Genomic DNA, 19,485 nt, shown 5'->3' with positions numbered 1-19,485 from the left:
AACGCCAAGGATTCCCGCACATGCTTTCCCGTCGTCAATTTCTGGCCGCCACGGCCCTGCCTGTAGGCCTGTCTCTGGGCGCTGTGGCGCAGGCCCAGCAGAACGTGGTGCGCCTGGTGGTGGGGTTCGCCGCCGGGGGCGCTGCCGACTTTGTGGCGCGCCAGCTGGCCCAGCAACTGCAGGCGGAGCTGGGCAGCACCGTGGTGGTGGACAACCGCCCCGGCGCTGGCGGCCGCATTGCGGTGGATGTGGTGAAGAACGCTGCCCCCGATGGGCGCACGTTGCTGGTTACACCCGGCTCCATCCTCACCATCTACCCCCATGTGTACGACAAGCTCAGCTACCAGCCGCTGCGCGATCTGGTGCCGGTGTCCAACCTCTGCGCCGTGCCCTACAGCATCAGCATCGGCCCGGCCGTGCCGGCCAGTGTCACCACGCTGCAGCAGCTGGGCCCGTGGCTCAAGGCCCATCCCCAGCAAGCCAGCTACGGCTCGCCCGGTGCCGGCACCACGCCGCACTTTCTGGGGGCCATGTATGCCGCCAGCATCGGTCTGGACTATCTGCATGTGCCGTACAAAGGGGGCTCGCTGGCGCTGCAGGACGTGATGGGCGGGCAACTGACGTCCAGCTGCAATGTGGTCAGCGAGGCCGTGCCCCATGCCCAAAGCCCCAAGCTGCGCATCCTCGCCGTCTCCAGCCCGCAGCGCATTCCCCAGCTGCCCAAGGTACCTACCCTGGCCGAGCTGGGCATGAAGCACATGACCTCCCAGGAATGGGTGGGCCTGCTGGCGCCCAAGGGCACCAAGCCCGAGGTGGTTGAGCGCCTGCACATTGCCGCCAACCGCTGCTTTGACCTGAACGTGGTGCAAAAAGCCCTGGGCGAAATGGCCTTTGGCGTGACCACGGGCAGCCAGGAGGAGTTTGCCCAGTTGCTCAAGGCCGATCTGGAGAAATGGGGCCCCGTGGTGCGCAGCACCGGTTTCAAGGCCGAGGCCTGAGAGCGTTAACGCGCTCTAAAGCAGTCGCTTGTATAGAGCCTAAAAGTCTATGACTTGCAAAAAATATACAGTGAGGTTATAATCCGCCTGTTGTTTGCGCAAACAATGCTGATCTCACGCCAGCACGTCGGGCACCCGACGAGAAAAATACAAGTGACAGCTGCAGAGACGTTCTGCCGTAAAACGGTGACCGCGTAAGAGTCATCGTCCAATACCCAAGCCCGCACCGGATCTCGCTGCGGGCTTTTCTACGTCTGGGCTCCTTTGAAATAGAGAGCTGCTTGTGCCCCCATCGGCGCAACACCAGGAAAAGACCACAGAAGTGGCCTGTGTGCATGGCCCCAAGCCCGCAAAACTGGCGCAGCCCGGGGACAGAGGCAGCGAGCAAGGGCCGCCCCGCCGCGAGGCCGCCGTCCCCCTGGGGGGAAGCCGCGCAGCGGCTCAGGGGGGCTTAAGCTTTCGGCTGGCGATACACCAAACAGATCTTGTTGCCGTCCGGGTCGCGCAGATAGGCCAGGTACATGGCGCCCTTGCCTTCGCCGCGCCAGCCGGGTGGGTCTTCGCAGGTCACGCCACCGGCGGCCAGGCCGGCCGTATGGGCGGCATTGGCCTGCTCGATGGACTCGGTCGCAAAACCAAAGGTGCTGCCGTTGCCCACATTGGCCGGCTCACCATTGATGGGCACCGATACGCTGAAGGTATTGCCGGCATGGCGCCAGAAAATGCGGTGGCGGTCCACAAAACCGGGCTTGGCGCCCAGGGTGCCCAGCAGGCTGTTGTAGAAGTTGTGGGCGGCATCCAGGTTGTTGGTGCCAACCATGATGTGGCTGAACATGGGGTGGTCTCCTTGTAAAAATGGTTTGCATGCTTTGCAGCATGCACAGTCTATGCAGGCAGTGTGCCGCAGGGCTGTCTCATGTTTTGCTGTGCGCCAAAAGTGGTGAGCTGGGCAGCCAGCGGAATGCGGTGGAGGCCGCTGCCAGCATGCAGGCAATGCTGACCATCACCGCCTGATAAGGCTCTATGCCGCGGCCCTCGGCCCAGGCGGCCACGAGGCCGGTGAGCCACTGCATCAGCGCCACGCCCAGAAACATGGCCATGGTGTAGAGCGACAGCGCACGGCCCGTGAGCTCGGGTGGGTAGGAGGAGCGCACATCGGCATATTGCAAAATGCCATAGCCCGAAACCAGGCCCATCAGCAAGATCAGCGCGATGTTGGCGGCGGCATGGTGCAAAAAGGCCAAGAGCAAAAACAGCAAGGCCATCAGCAACGAGAAATGGTTGAGCCACTGGCGGCGGCGAATGGGGCCAGGGTCCAGGCGGCCGAAGAGGGCCGGGGTGAACAGCGAGACCAGCGACACCACCAGGGCCACGTTGCCGCTTTCCACCAGGGAGAACTGATAGCGATCGATCAGCAGCGGGCCCAGCCACAGCCCGCGCAGCGACAAAAAGGACGCATAGCAGCACATGCCCAGCATCAAAATGCCCAGGGTATGCGGCAGCTTGAACAGTGCGGCAAAGCGGCCCAGGGCCTGGAGCCAGGTTTCACGCGGCTGCTGGGCATGCTGGGGCAGGGCCGGCTCGTGCACACGCCAGAAAATCAACAGCCAGGACAGCAGCGACAAGCCCGCCAGCAGGGCAAAGCCGGTGCGCCAGCTGAAATGCTGCACCACCCAGGCCAGGGGCGTGCCGGTGAACAGCAGGCCCAGGCCGCCCACGCCCATGCCCATGCCCGAGAAGAAGGCAAAGCGTTCGCTGGGAAAGTGGCGCGAGATGAATACCGTGCTGGCCAGAAACACCGGTGAGCAGCCCACACCAATCAGCAGCTGCGCCAGCATCAGCCAGCCGTAGCTGGGCGCCAGTGCCGACAGCGCTGCACCCAGGGTGGCCAGTGGAAACGCCAGCAGCACGGTGCGGCGCAGGCCATACAAGTCCATGCCTATGCCCATCATCAACTGGGCCACGCCGAAGGACAGGCCGAAAAGTCCGGCAAATGCGCCCAGCGACTGGGAGGAAATGCCAAAGTCCTGTATCAGCCCCGTGGCGATGATGGCGGTGATGGTGCGATAGGCCTGGCTCAGCGCAAAGGCCGACAGCAGGGACAGCAGCATGGTCCACAGCAGCAAGCTGGGATCAGGGCGCGGCGGGGCAGGGGGCGCCAAAGAGGCAGCGGTGGGGGTATCGGCGGGCACGGGCGGGAAATCTCCTGGGGCGCAAGCCTAGCGAAAACCTTGCTCCCGCGCTGTCGCGCAGGGGCGCGGGCCAGAGATCGTAAACACGCTCTGAGATCATCCACGCGCCCTGGGGGAATTGCCCCCTGTTGCTCCTTGTTTCCCCCTGTTTCGCCAGGCACTCCGCGCTTGCCTCTTTCAGCGCATGCTGGGCCGCCGTGTCAGCCTATGGCTGCTCGCAAGAGATGTCTTGCAACAGCGCCCATGCCTGCAACTGCTCCTGTGCTGCGGACAAGCGCTGCTGGCTGTCCAGCTGCCTTGCCATCAAGAGCTCCCACAGCGCGGAGTCTTTGGCAAAGCACGATGGCGGGTATGCAAAGCGCAAGGCCATGTAGTGGCGCAGATCACGCTCGGTGGAGAAGCCCAGCTCCTCGCTGGCTTCATGGGTGAACTGGGCCAGATACCGCCAAAGTTGCGGCTGTTGGTCCGGGAGGCCATAGGCCGAAAAGCGCTGGCGAAATTCACGTGCGCAGTCGCGCATAAACCAGGCGTGGCTGGCCTGCTCCAGCGCGGCCTCGTCGCTCTGCGTGAGCCTGATGGCCGCCTCGCTGGTTTCTGCATTGGGCAGCGCATCCGCCGTGGCAGACGGGGCTGTCCATGGGGCCGCAGCGCACAAGTATTCCCCGCTTGCCATATCGCCTGTGTGCCAGATCAAGCGCTCTATGGGTCCGAACAGCTTGGCCAGGCGCTCGGCCGGCAAGGCCTCGCAGAGCTCTTCCAGCGCACGCATGGCGTGCAGGCTGAATGGAACAGGAAAACCATCGGACGCCACCACCGTGCGCAGGCGCTGCAAATGCCGGAGCAAGCTGCGGCCATCCTCCGGCCCCAGCACGATCAGGCCGGTTTGCTGGGGGAACCAGTGCTCCATGGCGTGGGCATGGAGTGCCTCATCCAGCGGAACCAGCAGCGAGGCCGCGTGTTTTTTGTCCATGCCGCGCCAAACCCATTGCTGGTCCAGGTGTCTGGTGATGCTGCGCACCTCTTGTTGAAGGGTTTCGCTGTGGCCGCCATGCAGGCACAGCCATGGACGAGGCCCCTGCTCCAGAACGCTCCAATCCGGCTGTGCCACGGTATACACCAACCGGCGCACATAACGCTGAGATGCGGGCATGGTGTGCATCACATGGCCTCCTCAGTGCAGGCGCAATACGTGGACTTGGCTGAAGTGCCGGGGGGAATAACGATCACGGGGTCAAAAGCAGGCAGGCTGGGGCGTGGCAATGCAACAAATCTCCGGGCTGGAATGCAGGCGCGTGCCACATCCCGTGCGCAGGGCGGCAGTGGTGGCGCGGAGGGCACCTGCATGCGCGCCGGTGTCAGCGCGCCGAGCCTGGGCAGGGAGATGGGCATGGACGGCGGAATGCGTCCTGTCCTGATGGCTTTGAGGATGGCAAGCCAGGCGTTTGCTGTGCTTCAGAAAGATCCGAAAGTGCGCCGCTGCAGGCGCACTGTTTTGTCAGGGCTGTGCCCAGGCCTGCCCAGATGTGCAGGCAGCAAAAAGCCCCGCACACCATGGGTGTGCGGGGCTTGGTACGTGGTGCCTCCATGCCGGGGCATGGAGGCTGAGGCAATTCAGAGGGGTGTGGGGTGGGCGCGTTGGCGCCTGTTGGGAGGCATCACGTCAGGGTGCTGCTTTGAACCGGTTCTCACAGCGCGGTGCGCACGCTCCAGATCTCGGGGAACAGCACCACGTCCAGCATCTTCTTCAGATAGCTCACGCCACCGGTGCCGCCGGTGCCGCGCTTGAAGCCGATCACCCGCTCCACCGTGGTCAGATGGCGAAAGCGCCACAGGCGGAAGGCGTCTTCGATGTCGGCCAGCTTCTCGCCCAGCTGGTACAGGTCCCAGTGGCGCTGCGGGTCGCGGTAGACCTGGGCCCAGGCCTGCTCTACGCCCTCGCTGGCTTCATAGGGCTGGGTCCAGTCGCGCTGCAGGCGGTCGGCCGGAACGTGAATGCCTTCGCGGGCCAGCAGTTGCAGGGCCACGTCGTACAGCGAAGGGGCCGCATAGGCGGCCTGCACCTGGTCCAGCAGGTCGCTGCGGTGGGCATGGGGCTTGAGCATGGCGGCGTTCTTGTTGCCCAGCGAGAATTCGATGCAGCGGTACTGGTAGCTTTGAAAGCCGCTGGAGTTGGCCAGATAGGGGCGCATGGCCGAGTATTCCGGCGGCGTCATGGTCGACAGCACGGTCCAGGCGTTGACCAACTGCTCCATGATGCGCGAGACGCGGGCCAGCATCTTGAAGGCCTCGGGCTTGCTGTCCTGGGCCGGGTTGGCGATGGCTGCGGTGGCGGCGCGCAGCTCGTGCAGCATCAGCTTCATCCACAGTTCGCTGGTCTGGTGCTGGACGATGAACAGCATTTCGTCATGCGCGGGCGACAGCGGTTTTTGCGCGGACAGAATCTGGTCCAGCTGCAGATAGTCGCCATAGCTCATGTCCTGGCTGAAATCCAGCTGGGCTTTTTCTTCGTGGACGATGGAGGCGGGGCGGCCGCTGCCGTGCAAGGGGCAGCCGGAGGATTCGGTGGTCATGGCGTGGTAGGGCTGTGGGGCAATCGGTCAAACAGCGCAAAGCGTAACCCATATGCGGCCTGCAAGAACGTGGAGGCACAGGCGCGCACAGCGCGCTAGAGTGCGCCCATGCCTGCTGCAAAGAATGCCATGACCACCGCCCAACTCGCCCCCGCCGCATCCGCTGTCTCCACCGCACCCACCACGGCCGGCAGCGCCGCCCTGGTGGCGCGCTGCTGCCGCTGGCTGGAAGGCGATGCCCCGCCCGCGCTGGCCGAGCTGGCGCAGCGTGTGGGGCTTAGTCCCTGGCAGTTGCACCGCATGTTCCAGCAGGCCACGGGGTTGACGCCCAAGGCCTATGCCAAGGCCCACCGCGCGCGCGCCGTGCAGGCCGCGCTGCAGCCGGGGCGGTCGGACTCGGTCACCGATGCGGTCTATGGCAGCGGCTATGCCGCCAGCAGCAGTTTTTACAAGGATGCGCCGCGCATGCTGGGCATGGCGCCGGCTGCGTTCCGCGCCGGCGGCGCGCAGCAAACCATACGCTTTGCCGTGGGCGAATGCTCGTTGGGCAGCTTGCTGGTGGCGGCCACGCAGAAGGGGGTGTGTTGCGTGCTGCTGGGCGATGACGCCGAGGCCCTGGTGCATGGGCTGCAAGACCGCTTTCCCCGGGCCGAGCTGGTCGGGGGCGATGCGGCTTTCGAGAGCACCATGGCCCAGGTGGCGGCCCTGGTGGAGCGGCCTGCACAGGGACTGGCCCTGCCGCTGGATGTGCAGGGCACGGCGTTTCAGCAACGTGTGTGGCAGGCCTTGCGGGCCATTCCGGCAGGCCAGACCGTGAGCTACACCGAGCTGGCCCAGCGCATAGGCCAGCCCAGTGCCAGCCGCGCCGTGGCCGGCGCCTGCGCGGCCAACCCGGTGGCGGTGGCCATTCCCTGCCACCGCGTGGTGCGCAATGACGGCGGCATCTCCGGTTACCGCTGGGGTGTGGAGCGCAAACGCGCCCTGCTGCTGCGCGAGGCGGTGCAGGCCGGTCGCGATCCACATCTGGCGCTGCCAGGATTGTTTTAAAACCATAGCTTTCTGTGCAGATACAGTCTGCGTGCAATGGCAAAAAAGCTTGAACAAAACGGTTGGCAGCCGCTGCTGCATGTGCAGACCTTGCCACCCGATTACCGTTGGCAGGAGCTCTTGGGCTTTCACCAGCGCGACAGCGAACAGCTGGCCGAGCAGCTGGATCAACAGGGGCCGCAGATGCGGCTGCGCAAAGGCCTGGACTGGCAGGGCCAACCGGCTTGGTTGGAGCTGTGCTGGGAGGGCGCTGCTGCAGGCCGCGAGGCCCCGCTGCAATTGCATGCCACCCTGCACCTGCCTCAGAAGCCACAAGCCGATATATCGGCAGACACCCAGGCGCGTTGGGCGGGCACCGTGCGCCGCATGCTGGGCCTGGCCTATCCCCCCGCAGCCCTGGAGGCGGCCCATGCCCAACACCCGCAGCTGGGCCGCTTGCTGCGGGCCCAGGCCGGCCTGCATGTGCCGGCTGCGCCCACTGCCTGGGAGGCGCTGACCTGGGCCATCACCGGTCAGCAAATCAGCGTGGCTGCCGCCGTGACGCTGCGCCGCCGGCTGATTCGCGCCGCAGGGCAGGCCCTGGGCGGTGTACCGGGCACAGAGAGCCAATCACCGCTGCGGACCTATCCCAATTCCGCCCAGGTGGTGGCCTTGGGCGAGGCCGGGCTGCGCGCCGCTGGCTATTCCCAGTCCAAGACGCGGGCCCTGCTGGCCCTGGCCGTGTTGGTGGACAGCGGCGCCCTGCCCATAGAGGACTGGGCCTGCGCCAGCGATGCCGGGCAGATGACGGCGGCCCAGATCGACGCCGCCAGCCAGCAACTGTTGGCCGTGCTCGGCATAGGCCCATGGACCGTGCACTACACCTTGCTGCGCGGCCTGGGCTGGCCCGATGGCAGCCTGCACGGCGATGTGGCCGTGCGCAAGGCCCTGGCTGGCCTGCTGGGCGTGGAGCGTGTCACCGAGGCCCAGACCCGCGACTGGCTGCTGGAATTTGCACCCTGGCGGGCCCTGGTGGCCGCGCATTTGTGGGCCTCGCTGTCGGCCAAGGCTTATTGAGCGATCTCACCGGAGCGACTTCCCAAACACGAATTCAAAAGCGCGACTTCAAAATGAAGAGCAGTCTGTGCTTTTGCCATAAGGGCTGACGGGGTCTTTAACCAAAAGATGCAAGCCGTCTCCTAGAAGCTGCTTGACTTGGAGTGCACTCCAATTTCGAGAATCGTCCCATGGAATCCCTTCTGAGCATCGACGAAGTCGCAAAGCGCACCGGCCTTTCGGCCCACACCCTGCGCTATTACGAGCGTATAGGCCTGATCGCAGCGGTTGGCCGTGCGCCTGGTGGGCAGCGGCGTTATGCGGCTTCGGACATGGCCTGGATTGAATTCCTGCTGCGCTTGCGCACAACGCATATGCCCATCGCCCAGATGCTGGTGTTTGCGCAGCTGCGTGGCGTGGGGGACGCCACGGTGGCCGCGCGCCGCCAGATGCTGGAGGCGCATTTGCAAGATGTGCTGGCCGACATTGCGGCCCAGCGCCGGGCCGCTACGGCCTTGCGGGCCAAGATCGCGCACTACTTTGCCCATGAGCAGTCCCTGGCAACGGATTCACCACCTGCTGAAAAAGGACATGACCATGCACACCAACGACCGCTACCAGCGCGGGCTGGAAAAACTGCGCGAAATTGACGGCGAAGCCGGCGAACGCGTGCTGCACAGCCTGGAGGACATTGCCCCGGACTTTGCGCGCTATCTGATCGAGTTTCCCTTTGGCGACATCTACTCCCGCCCCGGCCTGGACCTGAAAAGCCGCGAGATCGCCGTGGTGGCCGCACTGACCGCATTGGGGAATGCCGCACCCCAGCTCAAGGTGCATATCCAGGGCGCCCTCAACGTGGGCGTGGGCCGCACGGAAATCGTCGAGACCATCATGCAAATGGCGGTGTATGCCGGCTTTCCTGCGGCCTTGAATGGCTTGTTTGCAGCCAAGGAGGTGTTTGCCCAAGGTGAGATGCCGGCCCAGGCTTAGCCGCCCGGGCTGATCACCAGCAGCATCAGGCTGGCGGCTATCTCGCCTTCATTGCGGAAATGGTGCTCGGTGTCCATCACCAAGGTGGCGGTGTCTCCGGCCTGCAGCAGCGTGGATTCCGTGCCGCTCCACACCCGCACCTGGCCTGCCAGGATGTGGAACACCTCGCGTGTGCCCGTGCGGTGGGCAGCGAAATGGCTGGAGGTTGCACCCGGCGGCAGGCTGTACTGCAGCAGCCTGATGCCCGGCGTGGGCTGGGCCAGGGCCAGCCGCTCCACGCCCGTGTTGTCGTCCACAAAGCGCAGATAGTCGCCGGCCCGCGTGACCTGGGCCACGGGCTGCTGCACCAGTTCGCTGAGCTCGCAGTCCAGCCCCCGGGCAATCGCCATGGCATTGCGCAGGCTCACGCTGAGCAGGCCGCGCTCCACCCGCGACAGCGCGCCGGGGGAGACGCCGCTGGCCGTGGCCAGCTGGTCGAGGGTGATGCCCAGCTGCGCCCGGCGCGCACGCACGGCCAGGCCAAATTGCACATCGGGTTCGGATTCGGCGGTGTTCAAAGTGGTTTCCTGTCTTGTGGGATTTCCTATGTGCAAATAAAATTTCTCATAAGAAATATTTGTGCAAGGTGACTTCAATGTATCTGCTGCTCAGTGCACTGCCCGTCGTGGTCGTGATTGTGGCCTTGGTCTGCGGTGCCCGTTCGCTGTATGCGGCCTTGGGGGGCGTGTTGGCGGCTGCATGCGGCGTGGCCCTGGCTTTCCCGCTCAGGCTGGCCCAGGCGGGCCAGGCCATGGACATGTGGCTACCCGTGCTGGTGGAGGTGGTGTTGATTGTCGGCGGTGGTCTGCTGCTGTCCGAGGTGTTGCGGGTGGCGGGGGCGCAGAAGGCCTTGGCGCAGTGGGTGCTGGGGCAGACCGGCTCGGGCGTGGGGGCGGTGCTGCTGGTGGTGCATGGCGTCACGCCGTTTGCCGAGTCCCTCACGGGCTTTGGCATAGGCATCACCATCGGCATTCCGTTGCTGGCGCATTACGGCTTGCCGGCGCGCAAGGTGGCGGTGATCGGGCTGCTGGGCCTGTGCGCCGTGCCCTGGGGGTCCATGGGGCCGGGCACCTTGATTGCCGCCACCATGGCCGGGTTGCCGCTGGATGCCCTGGGCCTGGCCTCGGCCTGGGTCAGCGCCATTCCTTTTGTGCTGACCGGTGCCGTGGCAGCCTGGCTGGCCAGTGCGCCGGGCGAGCGAGGGCAGGCCGTGTTGCAGGGCGTGGGCTCCGGCCTGTTGCTGACGGCGGCGGTGGCCTTGGCCAATGCCGTGGTGGGTACGCCGCCAGCGGGTGCCTTGGGCGCGCTGACCATGATTGTGCTGTTTCTGTGGCTGGCGCGGCGCCGCAACCGGGGTGGGCCAAAGCCTGCTGCCCTGCCTTCCCTGGGCTGGCGGGCATTGCAGGCCTATGGTGTGTTGCTGGGTGGGGTGCTGTTGGCTGGCGTGGTGGTGCGTGCCCTGCAATGGACAGGTATGGGGCATTTGCTGGCCTCGCCCGCGCTGTGGCTGTTTGTGGCGGCGCTGTGGTTTGCGCGCGGCCGCCCGGGCAGCGAGGTGGGGCAGCGCGTGCTGTGCTCCTGGGGGCAGGTGGCGCCGGTCACCGGCTTGTTCATTGTGCTGGGCGTGCTGATGGCGGTGTCCGGCATGGCGGCCCAGCTGGCCCATGCGCTGGACCAGGGCGGCAGCCTGTATGTGTTTGCTGCTCCCTTTGTGGGAGCGCTGGGTGGCTTTGTGACGGGCTCCAACACGGGCGCCAATGCCATGTTTGCAGCACCCCAGGCCGAGATTGCCCAGGCGCTGGGCGTGGCCGTGCTGCCCTTTATGGCGGTGCACAACGTCAGCGCCTCGCTATTGCTGATGGCCTCGCCCGGTAAGATTGAGATGGCCTGTCATCTGGCGCCGGAGGGGGCTTTGGCACAGCGCCGGCTGGTGCAGCGGCAGGTGCTGTTGGTGGATATGGCGGCCGTGGCGGTGATGGCCATGTTGAATGTGATGCTCGCGCTGCGTTGAAACGCCGAGGTTTCACGCAACGCAGGGGGTATGCGTGAGGCGGCTGTATTGGCTGGCACAGGCCTTCTCAAGCCTTACGGCTTGAATGCCGCCTTGTTTTGAGACGGCCATACGACGCTTGATGCTTTGTTGCGCGCCCTTGCCGTGCACATGCACTGTCTGCGGGCGCGCGCCGCGCCTGAAGCGCCGTCTGGCCGCTGTGGGGTGGGACGAGTGCCTGTTGCGCTGGAGACCCCCGCTCCTGCAGGCATCTCAAAGCCCGGATCTCACGCCTGGCTTTCCTGGGGCTGTTTTTCAGGGAGGCGCAGTCAAAAAAGCGCAGGCTGGATATGTGCATCGGACAGCCGCTGCAGCAACGTGCCCATATGTTTTTTGGGGCAGATCTGCAGCTGTTGCAGCAGGGCGTGATCGGCTTTGGGAATATGCCAGCGGCGCTGCAGGTCGGCCTGCATGCGCAGCAGCAAATGGGCCGTCATTTCAGCGTCGGCCAGGGCGCGGTGGGCCTTGTCGGCGGGGGGCAAGTCCAGGTGGCGCACGATGCGGCCCAGGGAATGGCTGGGCGCCTCGGGATACAGGCGCCGCGACAGCAGCACGGTGCAGGCAAAGGCATGGGGGGCTTCGCAGCCGGCGCGCTGCAGCTCATCCACCCAGAACTTGCTGTCGAAAGAAGCGTTGTGGGCCACCAGGGGCGCACTGCCCACAAAGGCGGCGGCCTCGCGCATCACGGCCTCGGCCGGCGGTGCGGTTTGCAGCATGGCGCTGGTGATGCCGGTGAGCTGGGTGATGTTCCAGGGCATGTGCTGGCCGGTATGCATCAGGCTCTGGTAGCGGTCCACAATGCGGCCGCCCTCGATCAACACAATGCCCACCTCGGCCGCCCGCGCGCCATGGGCCGGGCTCATGCCCGTGGTTTCAAAGTCCAGAATGGCAATGCGCTGGGGCATGGGTATCTCGGTGAGCTGTGAGCGTTGTACGACCCCATAGTCTAGAAAATTGGCGCGGCGCAGGCTCAAGACGACCCGCAAAGGCCTACACCAAGGCCTGCCTGGAACCCCGCCACGCTTTACGCTAAACACCGGTACTTGATTGGGTCGCTGCGCAAAAAACTGGCGTGACACAGGCCAGCAGACAGCGAGTAAGGGCCGCTCCGCAGCGAGGCAGGCATCCTCCGGCGAAGCAAACCCAGGAGGTGCCTATGGCACGCCTCACTAAACACCGGTACTTGATTGGGGTGCAGCGCAAAAAACTGGCGCGACACAGGCCAGCAGACAGCGAGCAAGAGCCGCCCCGAAGCGAGGCAGGCATCCTCCGGCGAAGCAAACTCAGGAGGTGCCCATGGCACGCCTCACTAAACACCGGTACTTGATTGGGGTGCTGCGCAAAAAACTGGCGCGACGCAGGCCAGCAGACAGCGAGCAAGGGCCGCCCCGAAGCGAGGCTGTCGTCCCCCTGGGGGGATGCCGCCGTAGGCGGCTCAGGGGGGCTTAAGTGACCGCGTTGATCTGGTTGAACTCGGGGCGCTTCCATTTCTCCGACTCCAGCACCTGGCGCAGATGCTCCACGGCACACCACACGTCTTCAAAGCTCACATACAGCGGCGTGAAACCAAAGCGCAGAATGTCCAGGTGCTTGGCGCCGTCGCCCTTGCGGAAGTCACCCACCACGCCGCGGGCAATCAGGGCCTGGATGATGGCGTAGGCACCGCTGTCCTTGCCATCCACGCCCAGGCCTTCCTCTCGCGTCAGGCAGACCTGGGAGCCTCGCTGGCTGTGCTCGCGGGGTGTGGCCAGTCCCAGGCCATATCCTGCGCAGCGCTGCTCGACCAAGGCGATAAACAAATCGGTAAGCGCCAGCGACTTTCTGCGCAGTGCCCGCATGCCGCCGTATTTTTCGGTCTGGGTGAAAACGTCCAGCCCACATTGCAAAAGGCTCATGCTGACCAGGGGCTGGGTGCCGCAGAGATAGCGGTTGATGCCGGGGGCGGGCTGGTAGTCGGGCGTGAACTGGAAGGGTGCGGCATGGCCGAACCAGCCCGACAGCGGTTGCCAGAAACGGTTGATGAGACGTGGGTGTGCCCAGACAAAGGCCGGCGAGCCGGGGCCGCCATTCAGGTACTTGTAGCTGCAGCCCACGGCGAAGTCGGCATCCGCGCCTTTGAGGTCGACCGGCACGGCGCCTGCGCTGTGGCACAGGTCCCAGACGCACAAAATCCCCTTGGCATGGGCGGCTGCGGTGATGGCCGCCATATCGAGCATGGCACCTGTGCGGTAGTTCACATGGGTGAGCATGGAGATGGCCACCTCTTCGGTGAGTGCGTCCGCAATCTCCTCGGGCTCCAGCAACACCAGCTCCAGGCCGTATTCCTGGCAGACCGATTGGGCGATGTACAGATCGGTAGGGAAGTTGCTGCGCTCGCTGATGATTTTTTTGCGCGTGGGCGCATCCTCGCGCGCAATGCGGGCTGCGGCCGTGAGCACCTTGTAGAGGTTGATGGAGGTGGTGTCGGTGAACACCAGCTCGCCCGCATCCACGCCAATCCAGGGGGCGAACTGGTCGCCCAGCCGGGTGGGCAGGCTGATCCAGCCCGCGTCGTTCCAGGAGCGGATCAGGCCCTTGCCCCATTCCTGTTGCACCACCTGGAGTGCACGCGCAGCGGCGGCTTTGGGCTGGGCACCCAATGAATTTCCATCCAGATAAATCACGCCATCGGGCAATTCAAAATGTGCGCGCAATGCACGCAATGTGTCCTTGGCATCCAGGGCCTGGCAGTCTTGCAATGTGATCATTTCTTTCCTTTTTGATAGCTGATGGCGCTTTGCTAGAAAGGGCTGCAGCGGTTTTTCTGGTGCTCTGCGCCTTAGGTCTGTGCCTCAGGCCTGCGGCGCGAGCTGCACGGTTGGGGCCTTGCGATACCACAGCCTGTAGACGGCTGCCAGCACCAACAAGAAAGGGATGCCGGTGAGCAGCGTCAGGCGGAACACATCGGTGAACAGCGTCGACACCAGGGCGGCGAACATGAGAGCGGCACCCAGCAGCGTGGTGGCCGGAAAGCCCCACATGCGAAAGCTGGTGGCTTCGCGGCCAAGGTGCTGTCTGCGCGTGCGGAAGAACAGATGCGTCACGAAAATCATGAACCAGGTGAACATGGCGCCAAACATGGACACCGCCATCATCAGCATGAAGGACTGCTCGGGATTGACGATGTTGAAGATGGTCGCCACGGCAATGCCCAGGCAGGACAGCAGCAGGGCCGGCAGAGGAACGCCGTTGGCATGGACGCGGCCCAGCACGGCGGGTGCATGGCCGGCGCGCGAGAGGCTGAACATCATGCGTGTGGTGATGTAGAGCTGGCTGTTCATGGCCGACAAGGCCGCAATCAACACCACGAAGTTGATGATGCCGGCCGCGCCGGGTATGCCGGTGGCCTGCATCACGGTGACAAAGGGGCTGCCGTTCTTGCCCGCCTGTGCCCAAGGCACGATGGCCAGCATCAAGGCAATCGTGGCCAGGTAGAACACCACCAGGCGCACCATGGTCGAACGAAAGGCGCTGGTGATGGCGCGTTGCGGATCCTTGGCCTCGCCCGCTGCCACGGCAATCATTTCAATGCTCAGATAGCTGAAGATGGCGATGACCACGCCCACCCAGGTGCCCCACAGGCCGTTGGGGAAAAAGCCGCCGTTGTTCACATAGTTGGCAAAGCCGACGCCGGGTGTGGGTGCGCCGAACACCACCCAGGCACCGACCAGGATGAAGGCCACGATGGCAACGATCTTGATCAGCGAGAAGCTGTATTCCACAGCGCCAAAGGCCTTCACGCTCATCATGTTCACGGCGATCAGTGCGGCCGAGAACAAGGCCACCCAGATCCAGCGCGGCACATCGGGATACCAATAACCCATGTACAGGCCCACGGCCGTCACTTCGGTGCCCACGGCCAGCACCACGGCAGCCCAGTAGGCATAGCGCACCAGAAAACCGGCCCAGGGCGCGATGTAGTGCTCGGCATAGGCGCCGAACGAGCCCGAGGTGGGATGGGCCACGGTCATCTCTGCCAGACAGCCCATGAGCAACAGCGAAATCAGTGCGCCTATGGCGTAGCTCAGCAGCACGCTGGGGCCCGCAAAGCCGATGGCAAAGCCGCTGCCCAGGAAAAGGCCTGTGCCGACAGCGCCGCCAATGGCAATCATGGCCATCTGTCCTGCAGACAGTTGCTGTTTGAGCCCGGACTCGCGCCGGACGATGTCTTCAAAGGCGGACATGCATGGTCTCCCCGTGGTTTAAGGTGAGTGGATGCTATGCGTCGATCATCTATAGACGTTAATTGTTATCCCTATGTATGCAAAATATTGGATAACTTATTCTCGAGTGAATGCATTAAAAGGTGATCTATGCCTATCGAGTTGGACAAGACCGACCGCCTGCTGATCCAGGCGCTGCGCGACAACGCCAGACTGACCTCGGGCGAGCTGGCCCAGCGGGTCAATCTGTCGCAGTCGCCTTCTTGGCGGCGCATCAAACGGCTGGAAGATGAGGGCGTGATCAGCGGCTACCACGCCAGCCTGGACCGGCGTGCCCTGGGCTATGGCGTGCTGGCCTTTGTGCTGGTGGGCATAGACCGGCAAAACGAAGAGGCGTCACGCATTTTTGAAGCCGCGGTCTGCGAGATCCCAGAGGTGCTCATGGTGCATGGCATCTCCGGGGCTGCCGATTTTCTGCTGGTGGTCGTGGCCCAGGATCTCGATGCCTATTCCGAGCTGCTGCAGCGCAGGCTGCACCGCCTGCCGGCGGTGCGCCAGGTGCATACGCATTTTTCGCTGCAGGAGTTCAAGGGGCAGTTCAACCACCTGCCCGTGCCCGAGTGCTAGCGGGCGGTGCTGTGGCTGGTGGCAGGGCTGTGCCCGGGGTTTGCCAAAAACTGGCGCGACACAGGCCAGAGACAGCGAGCAAGGGCCGCCCCTTACGCTCCGCCGTCGTCCCCTTGTCTCCCTATTCCAGGGGAAGGCGCCGAAGGCGACCCAGGGGCTCAAGTCACCGCATGGGTCTGGTTGAATTCGGGCCGCTTCCATTCACCCGACACCAGCACCTGGCGCAGATGCTCCACGGCGTTCCACACGTCTTCAAAGCCCACATACAGCGGGGTGAAGCCAAAGCGCAGAATGTCCAGGTGTTTGCCGCCGTCGCCCTTGCGGAAGTCGCCTACCACGCCGCGGGCAATCAGGGCCTGGATGATGGCGTAGGCACCGCTGTCCTTGCCATCCACACCCAGTCCTTCCTCTCGCGTCAGGCAGACCTGGGAGCCTCGCGCTGCATGGCTGCGCGGGGTGGCCAGGCCCAGACCGTGGCCCTGGCAGCGCTCTTCCACCAGCAAGATGAAGAAGTCGGTCAGCGCCAGGGACTTTTCGCGCAGCGCCGCCATGCCGCCCAGGGCCTCGCTGGCGGTGAAGATATCCAGCCCGCATTGCAGCGCACTCAGGCTGAGCATGGGCTGGGTGCCGCACAGATAGCGGTTGATGCCGGGGGCAGGCTGGTAGTCGGGTGTGAACTGGAAGGGGGCGGCATGGCCGAACCAGCCCGACAGCGGCTGCCAGAAACGGTTGGCCAGGCGTGGGTTGACCCAGACAAAGGCCGGGGCGCCGGGGCCGCCGTTGAGGTATTTGTAGCTGCAGCCCACGGCGTAGTCGGCATCGGCACCCAGCAAGTCCACGGGCACGGCGCCGGCGCTGTGGCACAGGTCCCAGACGCAGACAATGCCTTGCGCATGGGCACGGGCCGTGACGGCCGCCATATCGTGCATGGCGCCGGTGCGGTAGTTGACATGGGTGAGCAGCAGCACGGCCACATCGCTTTGCAGCTGGACCGCAATCTCCTCGGGCTCCAGCAGCACCAGCTCCAGGCCATATTCCTGGCAGACGGACTGGGCGATGTACAAATCGGTGGGGAAGTTGCTGCGCTCGCTGATGAGTTTTTTGCGCTCGGGGTGGTCGGCGCGGGCCATGCGGGCTGCGGCGGTCAACACCTTGAACAGATTGATGGAGGTGGTGTCGGTGAACACCACCTGGCCGGCTCCGGCGCCAATCCAGGGGGCGAACTGGTTGCCCAGGCGCTGGGGCAGGTTGATCCAGCCGGCCTTGTTCCATGCAGTGATCAGGTCTTGCCCCCATTCCTGCTCCACCACCTGGGCCATGCGCGCGGCCGTGGCTTTGGGCAGGGCGCCCAGGGAGTTTCCGTCCAGATAGACCTTGTCCGCAGGCAGGGAGAAATGCGCGCGCAGGCTGCGCAGGGGGTCGTTGGCGTCCAGGGTCTGGCAGTCTTGCAAGGTGATGGGCATGGAAAATAGGTTCTGTTTTTTTTGATAGCTGCTCACGCAGTACCCATCTGCGTAAAACGCAGATTTCGCTGAAATGGGTGAGCGCTCTCGGTTATGTCAGTGCGCGCAGCACGGCGCGCACGGGAGAGGCGTCGGCCTCGATGAGCTTGAGTGGCAGGGCAATCAGCTCGTAGTCGCCCTCGGGCACCCCATCCAGCACCAGGTTTTCCAGCACGCGCAGGCCGCGCGCGCGTATCACCATATGGCTGTCCAAGGTCTTGCTGCTGGCCGGGTCTATGCTGGCGGTGTCTATGCCGATCAGCTGCACGCCCAGATCGGCCAGGCGCTGCACCGTCTCGGGCGCATAGGCGGCCAGATCACTGTCCCAGCTGCTGGGCGCGCGCTGGTAGGTACGTACCAGCACGCGCGGTGGCAGCGCGGGGGTGATGGCGTGTTCTATGTGCTGCCATTGCACCAGCGGGCCACAGCCCATGGCATGGATCACGCGGCAGCGGCCCAGAAACGGCTCCAGGTCGACAGCGCCAATGCTGGCGCCCTGCGGGTCATAGTGCAGCGGCGCGTCGGCATGGGCGCCCACATGGGGGCTGAGGTGGATGGCGCTGACATTCACCGGGCAGTCCGGTCCTATGGTGGCGCACCATTGCTGGCTATAGGGCGTGTCGCCGGGAAACACCGGCGAGCCGGCGTGGATGGCGGGGGAAATGTCCCAGAGCGTGCGGGAAGGGGAAGCAGTCATGGGGCTGTGTCTCGTGCAAAAAAACAAGCCTGCGGCCACAAGGCAGCAGGCTTGAAGTATCGACGTTTTTCTTCTGCGGCGTGCGCAGGCCAGCGGCAGTGACCGCAGGGTTTACTGGGCTTGTAGCAGGCTGCGCACGTTCAGCAGCACCAGCTCGTTGTCGTCCTGTTGGTTGGGCGCACGGCTGCTGCTGAAGGGCAGGTTGTTGTCATTGCCCACCACGATGTGTTCGCCATCCACCACGTCCACGTTCTCGATGGTGAAGAAGGGAAACTGCAGCACGCCCTGGGTCAGCGGCTTGCGCGCCAGCTGCTTGGGGTCCTGGATGTTGAGTAAATCGATGTAGCCGATCTTGCGCATCAGGCCGTTCACATTGGCCTCGCTCATTTCCACCTTGTAGATGCGCTTGAACTTGGGCAGGCTGTCAAAACAATCCGTGCGCTTGGTGCCGGCCGGGCAGGCCTGGTCGGGCGTGCCTTCGCCGTCGTCGCGCTCGATCACCAGGGCGGTGGTGGCGTTGATCATATTGAAGTCGCCAATCGAGTGCGTGGGCTTTTCCAGCGGGTATTTCCAGTGGCGGCCGGTCCAGGCTTTTTGGGCCACATCGAACTCCAGTGCGCGCAGATAGGTGTGGCCGTTTTCGCTTTCGTAGGCGCCGCCGGCCTCGGCCTGGGCCTTCCACAGCGGGCCTTCCAGCAGCGGGTAGAGCTTTGTTCCATCGGGGCTGGCGGCCATGCCTTCAAAGCCCTTGGAGCGTTTGACGGGGTAGACGGTGGGCTTGGCATCGGGCGCGGCCGGTGTGCGGGCGCTGGGGTGGTCGGGCGAGATCACGGGCTTGCCGTCGACCAGTGTGTCAAACACGGCCAGCACCTTGCCTTGCAGATCGGCCTGGATCAGATAGGGGCCGAACTCCTCACCAATCCAGATGTTCTGCCCGATGATCTGCACGCTCTCGGGGTCGAAGTCGGCGCCGGTCAGATAGCGCTTTTCCGTGCCTTCCTGGGTGATGCGAAACGGCACCTTGCGGTCCGGGTCGTGCAGGAACACGGTCTCCAGGCGCTGGAAGCTGCCGCTCTTGAAGTCCACGTTGTAGCGGCTCAGGTGCAGCATGAAGTCGGCCGAGTTGGCTTTGCTGCCGGCGCCGTTGTCCGTGATGATCCAGAAGCTGCCATCCGCCATGCGCTTGACGCCGGAATGCCCTTGCAGCGGCTGGCCATCAAAAGGCAGTTTGATGCCAGTGGGCCGGCCATTGGACTTGCCCTCGATGCTGGCCAGCGTGCGCGTGGGTTGAATCTGGGTGTATTTGCCGCTGCTGCGCAGATCGGCTGGCACATCGTTTGGTGCGGGCAACACGCTCAACGCCGGCAGTACGGCGTGACCGGCCAGAACCGCCGGATAGGCCGGCGCATCGGCGGCCAGGGCGGAAAGGGACAACAGGCCGACCAGGCTGGCGGCAGCGATACGGTGCAGGGGGAGAGAATGCATGCGAGGCTCTAGAGAAAGAGCCGCCATGGTGCCCATGGGCAATGACAGCAC

General features: G+C 64.5%; 18 protein-coding genes. 7 read left to right on the top strand and 11 right to left on the bottom strand.

Annotated features, from left to right (window positions below; genetic code table 11):
• Nucleotides 1-20 precede the first annotated feature (20 nt).
• Nucleotides 21-998 carry a Bug family tripartite tricarboxylate transporter substrate binding protein gene (locus ACA027_RS16610; protein ID WP_370679305.1) on the top strand — a complete coding sequence of 326 codons (978 nt, stop codon included), beginning with the start codon at nt 21-23 and terminating at the stop codon, nt 996-998.
• A 451-nt stretch (nt 999-1,449) separates the two neighbouring features.
• Here ACA027_RS16610 and ACA027_RS16605 read toward each other — a convergent pair whose 3' ends face one another.
• From ACA027_RS16605 to kynA, 4 genes are all read right to left on the bottom strand, one after another.
• Nucleotides 1,450-1,833, bottom strand: coding sequence for a VOC family protein (locus ACA027_RS16605; RefSeq protein ID WP_370679304.1), 384 nt, complete (start codon nt 1,831-1,833; stop codon nt 1,450-1,452).
• A 79-nt stretch (nt 1,834-1,912) separates the two neighbouring features.
• Nucleotides 1,913-3,109 carry an MFS transporter gene (locus tag ACA027_RS16600; RefSeq protein ID WP_370682611.1) on the bottom strand — a complete coding sequence of 399 codons (1,197 nt, stop codon included), beginning with the start codon at nt 3,107-3,109 and terminating at the stop codon, nt 1,913-1,915.
• A gap of 286 nt (nt 3,110-3,395) precedes the next feature.
• Nucleotides 3,396-4,349 (bottom strand): hypothetical protein, encoded by a 954-nt coding sequence (locus ACA027_RS16595; RefSeq protein ID WP_370679303.1) that lies wholly within the window; start codon nt 4,347-4,349, stop codon nt 3,396-3,398.
• Between the two features lie 526 nt (nt 4,350-4,875).
• Complete coding sequence (kynA, locus tag ACA027_RS16590) at nt 4,876-5,760, bottom strand: tryptophan 2,3-dioxygenase (protein ID WP_370679302.1); 885 nt, start codon at nt 5,758-5,760, stop codon at nt 4,876-4,878.
• 129 nt (nt 5,761-5,889) lie between these two features.
• On the opposite strand from kynA, the gene ACA027_RS16585 reads away from it, so the two are divergent.
• The 4 genes from ACA027_RS16585 (at nt 5,890) to ACA027_RS16570 (ending at nt 8,832) form a co-directional block, all read left to right on the top strand.
• Entirely contained in the window at nt 5,890-6,807 is a 918-nt protein-coding gene (locus ACA027_RS16585; RefSeq protein ID WP_370682610.1) for a methylated-DNA--[protein]-cysteine S-methyltransferase, read from the top strand.
• A gap of 36 nt (nt 6,808-6,843) precedes the next feature.
• The gene (locus tag ACA027_RS16580) at nt 6,844-7,863 is read left to right on the top strand and encodes a DNA-3-methyladenine glycosylase 2 (RefSeq protein ID WP_370679301.1); all 1,020 of its coding nucleotides are present in this window, start codon (nt 6,844-6,846) and stop codon (nt 7,861-7,863) included.
• A gap of 170 nt (nt 7,864-8,033) precedes the next feature.
• Nucleotides 8,034-8,492 carry a MerR family transcriptional regulator gene (locus ACA027_RS16575; RefSeq protein WP_370679300.1) on the top strand — a complete coding sequence of 153 codons (459 nt, stop codon included), beginning with the start codon at nt 8,034-8,036 and terminating at the stop codon, nt 8,490-8,492.
• Complete coding sequence (locus ACA027_RS16570) at nt 8,434-8,832, top strand: carboxymuconolactone decarboxylase family protein (protein WP_370679299.1); 399 nt, start codon at nt 8,434-8,436, stop codon at nt 8,830-8,832. Before ACA027_RS16575 ends, ACA027_RS16570 begins: the two co-directional genes overlap by 59 nt.
• Here ACA027_RS16570 and ACA027_RS16565 read toward each other — a convergent pair.
• Nucleotides 8,829-9,389: a helix-turn-helix domain-containing protein gene (locus tag ACA027_RS16565; protein WP_370679298.1), complete on the bottom strand. Its 561-nt coding sequence runs from the start codon at nt 9,387-9,389 to the stop codon at nt 8,829-8,831. The two genes, ACA027_RS16570 and ACA027_RS16565, sit on opposite strands and share 4 nt — an antisense overlap.
• A 77-nt stretch (nt 9,390-9,466) precedes the next feature.
• On the opposite strand from ACA027_RS16565, the gene ACA027_RS16560 reads away from it, so the two are divergent.
• Nucleotides 9,467-10,882, top strand: coding sequence for an L-lactate permease (locus ACA027_RS16560; protein ID WP_370679297.1), 1,416 nt, complete (start codon nt 9,467-9,469; stop codon nt 10,880-10,882).
• Nucleotides 10,883-11,190: 308 nt separating this feature from the next.
• On the opposite strand, the gene ACA027_RS16555 is transcribed toward ACA027_RS16560, so the two are convergent.
• From ACA027_RS16555 to ACA027_RS16545, 3 genes are all read right to left on the bottom strand, one after another.
• Nucleotides 11,191-11,826, bottom strand: a complete 636-nt coding sequence (locus ACA027_RS16555) for a PolC-type DNA polymerase III (protein WP_370679296.1) — start codon at nt 11,824-11,826, stop codon at nt 11,191-11,193.
• Nucleotides 11,827-12,366: 540 nt separating this feature from the next.
• On the bottom strand, nt 12,367-13,668 hold the full coding sequence (gene kynU / locus ACA027_RS16550) for a kynureninase (protein WP_370679295.1): 1,302 nt from the start codon (nt 13,666-13,668) through the stop codon (nt 12,367-12,369).
• 84 nt (nt 13,669-13,752) lie between these two features.
• Nucleotides 13,753-15,144, bottom strand: a complete 1,392-nt coding sequence (locus ACA027_RS16545; protein WP_370679294.1) for an amino acid permease — start codon at nt 15,142-15,144, stop codon at nt 13,753-13,755.
• Between the two features lie 129 nt (nt 15,145-15,273).
• Here ACA027_RS16545 and ACA027_RS16540 point away from each other — a divergent pair, with 129 nt between their 5' ends.
• Nucleotides 15,274-15,750: an Lrp/AsnC family transcriptional regulator gene (locus ACA027_RS16540; RefSeq protein ID WP_370679293.1), complete on the top strand. Its 477-nt coding sequence runs from the start codon at nt 15,274-15,276 to the stop codon at nt 15,748-15,750.
• Between the two features lie 158 nt (nt 15,751-15,908).
• On the opposite strand, the gene kynU (ACA027_RS16535) is transcribed toward ACA027_RS16540, so the two are convergent.
• The 3 genes from kynU (ACA027_RS16535) to ACA027_RS16525 form a co-directional block, all read right to left on the bottom strand.
• A complete protein-coding gene (gene kynU / locus ACA027_RS16535; protein WP_370679292.1) occupies nt 15,909-17,213 on the bottom strand; it encodes a kynureninase in 1,305 nt (434 codons plus the stop codon).
• 91 nt (nt 17,214-17,304) lie between these two features.
• A complete protein-coding gene (kynB, locus tag ACA027_RS16530; protein ID WP_370679291.1) occupies nt 17,305-17,949 on the bottom strand; it encodes an arylformamidase in 645 nt (214 codons plus the stop codon).
• A 111-nt stretch (nt 17,950-18,060) separates the two neighbouring features.
• Nucleotides 18,061-19,434 (bottom strand): esterase-like activity of phytase family protein, encoded by a 1,374-nt coding sequence (locus tag ACA027_RS16525; RefSeq protein ID WP_370679290.1) that lies wholly within the window; start codon nt 19,432-19,434, stop codon nt 18,061-18,063.
• Nucleotides 19,435-19,485 lie beyond the last annotated feature (51 nt).

It is taken from the genome of Comamonas sp. GB3 AK4-5 (assembly GCF_041320665.1).
Taxonomy (GTDB): domain Bacteria; phylum Pseudomonadota; class Gammaproteobacteria; order Burkholderiales; family Burkholderiaceae_C; genus Comamonas.
This window is presented reverse-complemented; position numbering and strand designations above follow the sequence as displayed.

What these genes read in the sequence shown, in the direction of transcription:
- ACA027_RS16610 (WP_370679305.1), top strand. Translation starts at nt 21, where the DNA reads ATGCTTTCCCGTCGTCAATTTCTGGCCGCCACGGCCCTGCCTGTAGGC.
- ACA027_RS16605 (WP_370679304.1), bottom strand. Translation starts at nt 1,833, where the DNA reads ATGTTCAGCCACATCATGGTTGGCACCAACAACCTGGATGCCGCCCAC.
- ACA027_RS16600 (WP_370682611.1), bottom strand. Translation starts at nt 3,109, where the DNA reads ATGCTGCTGTCCCTGCTGTCGGCCTTTGCGCTGAGCCAGGCCTATCGC.
- ACA027_RS16595 (WP_370679303.1), bottom strand. Translation starts at nt 4,349, where the DNA reads ATGCACACCATGCCCGCATCTCAGCGTTATGTGCGCCGGTTGGTGTAT.
- kynA (WP_370679302.1), bottom strand. Translation starts at nt 5,760, where the DNA reads ATGACCACCGAATCCTCCGGCTGCCCCTTGCACGGCAGCGGCCGCCCC.
- ACA027_RS16585 (WP_370682610.1), top strand. Translation starts at nt 5,890, where the DNA reads ATGACCACCGCCCAACTCGCCCCCGCCGCATCCGCTGTCTCCACCGCA.
- ACA027_RS16580 (WP_370679301.1), top strand. Translation starts at nt 6,844, where the DNA reads ATGGCAAAAAAGCTTGAACAAAACGGTTGGCAGCCGCTGCTGCATGTG.
- ACA027_RS16575 (WP_370679300.1), top strand. Translation starts at nt 8,034, where the DNA reads ATGGAATCCCTTCTGAGCATCGACGAAGTCGCAAAGCGCACCGGCCTT.
- ACA027_RS16570 (WP_370679299.1), top strand. Translation starts at nt 8,434, where the DNA reads ATGACCATGCACACCAACGACCGCTACCAGCGCGGGCTGGAAAAACTG.
- ACA027_RS16560 (WP_370679297.1), top strand. Translation starts at nt 9,467, where the DNA reads ATGTATCTGCTGCTCAGTGCACTGCCCGTCGTGGTCGTGATTGTGGCC.
- ACA027_RS16555 (WP_370679296.1), bottom strand. Translation starts at nt 11,826, where the DNA reads ATGCCCCAGCGCATTGCCATTCTGGACTTTGAAACCACGGGCATGAGC.
- kynU (WP_370679295.1), bottom strand. Translation starts at nt 13,668, where the DNA reads ATGATCACATTGCAAGACTGCCAGGCCCTGGATGCCAAGGACACATTG.
- ACA027_RS16545 (WP_370679294.1), bottom strand. Translation starts at nt 15,144, where the DNA reads ATGTCCGCCTTTGAAGACATCGTCCGGCGCGAGTCCGGGCTCAAACAG.
- ACA027_RS16540 (WP_370679293.1), top strand. Translation starts at nt 15,274, where the DNA reads ATGCCTATCGAGTTGGACAAGACCGACCGCCTGCTGATCCAGGCGCTG.
- kynU (WP_370679292.1), bottom strand. Translation starts at nt 17,213, where the DNA reads ATGCCCATCACCTTGCAAGACTGCCAGACCCTGGACGCCAACGACCCC.
- kynB (WP_370679291.1), bottom strand. Translation starts at nt 17,949, where the DNA reads ATGACTGCTTCCCCTTCCCGCACGCTCTGGGACATTTCCCCCGCCATC.
- ACA027_RS16525 (WP_370679290.1), bottom strand. Translation starts at nt 19,434, where the DNA reads ATGCATTCTCTCCCCCTGCACCGTATCGCTGCCGCCAGCCTGGTCGGC.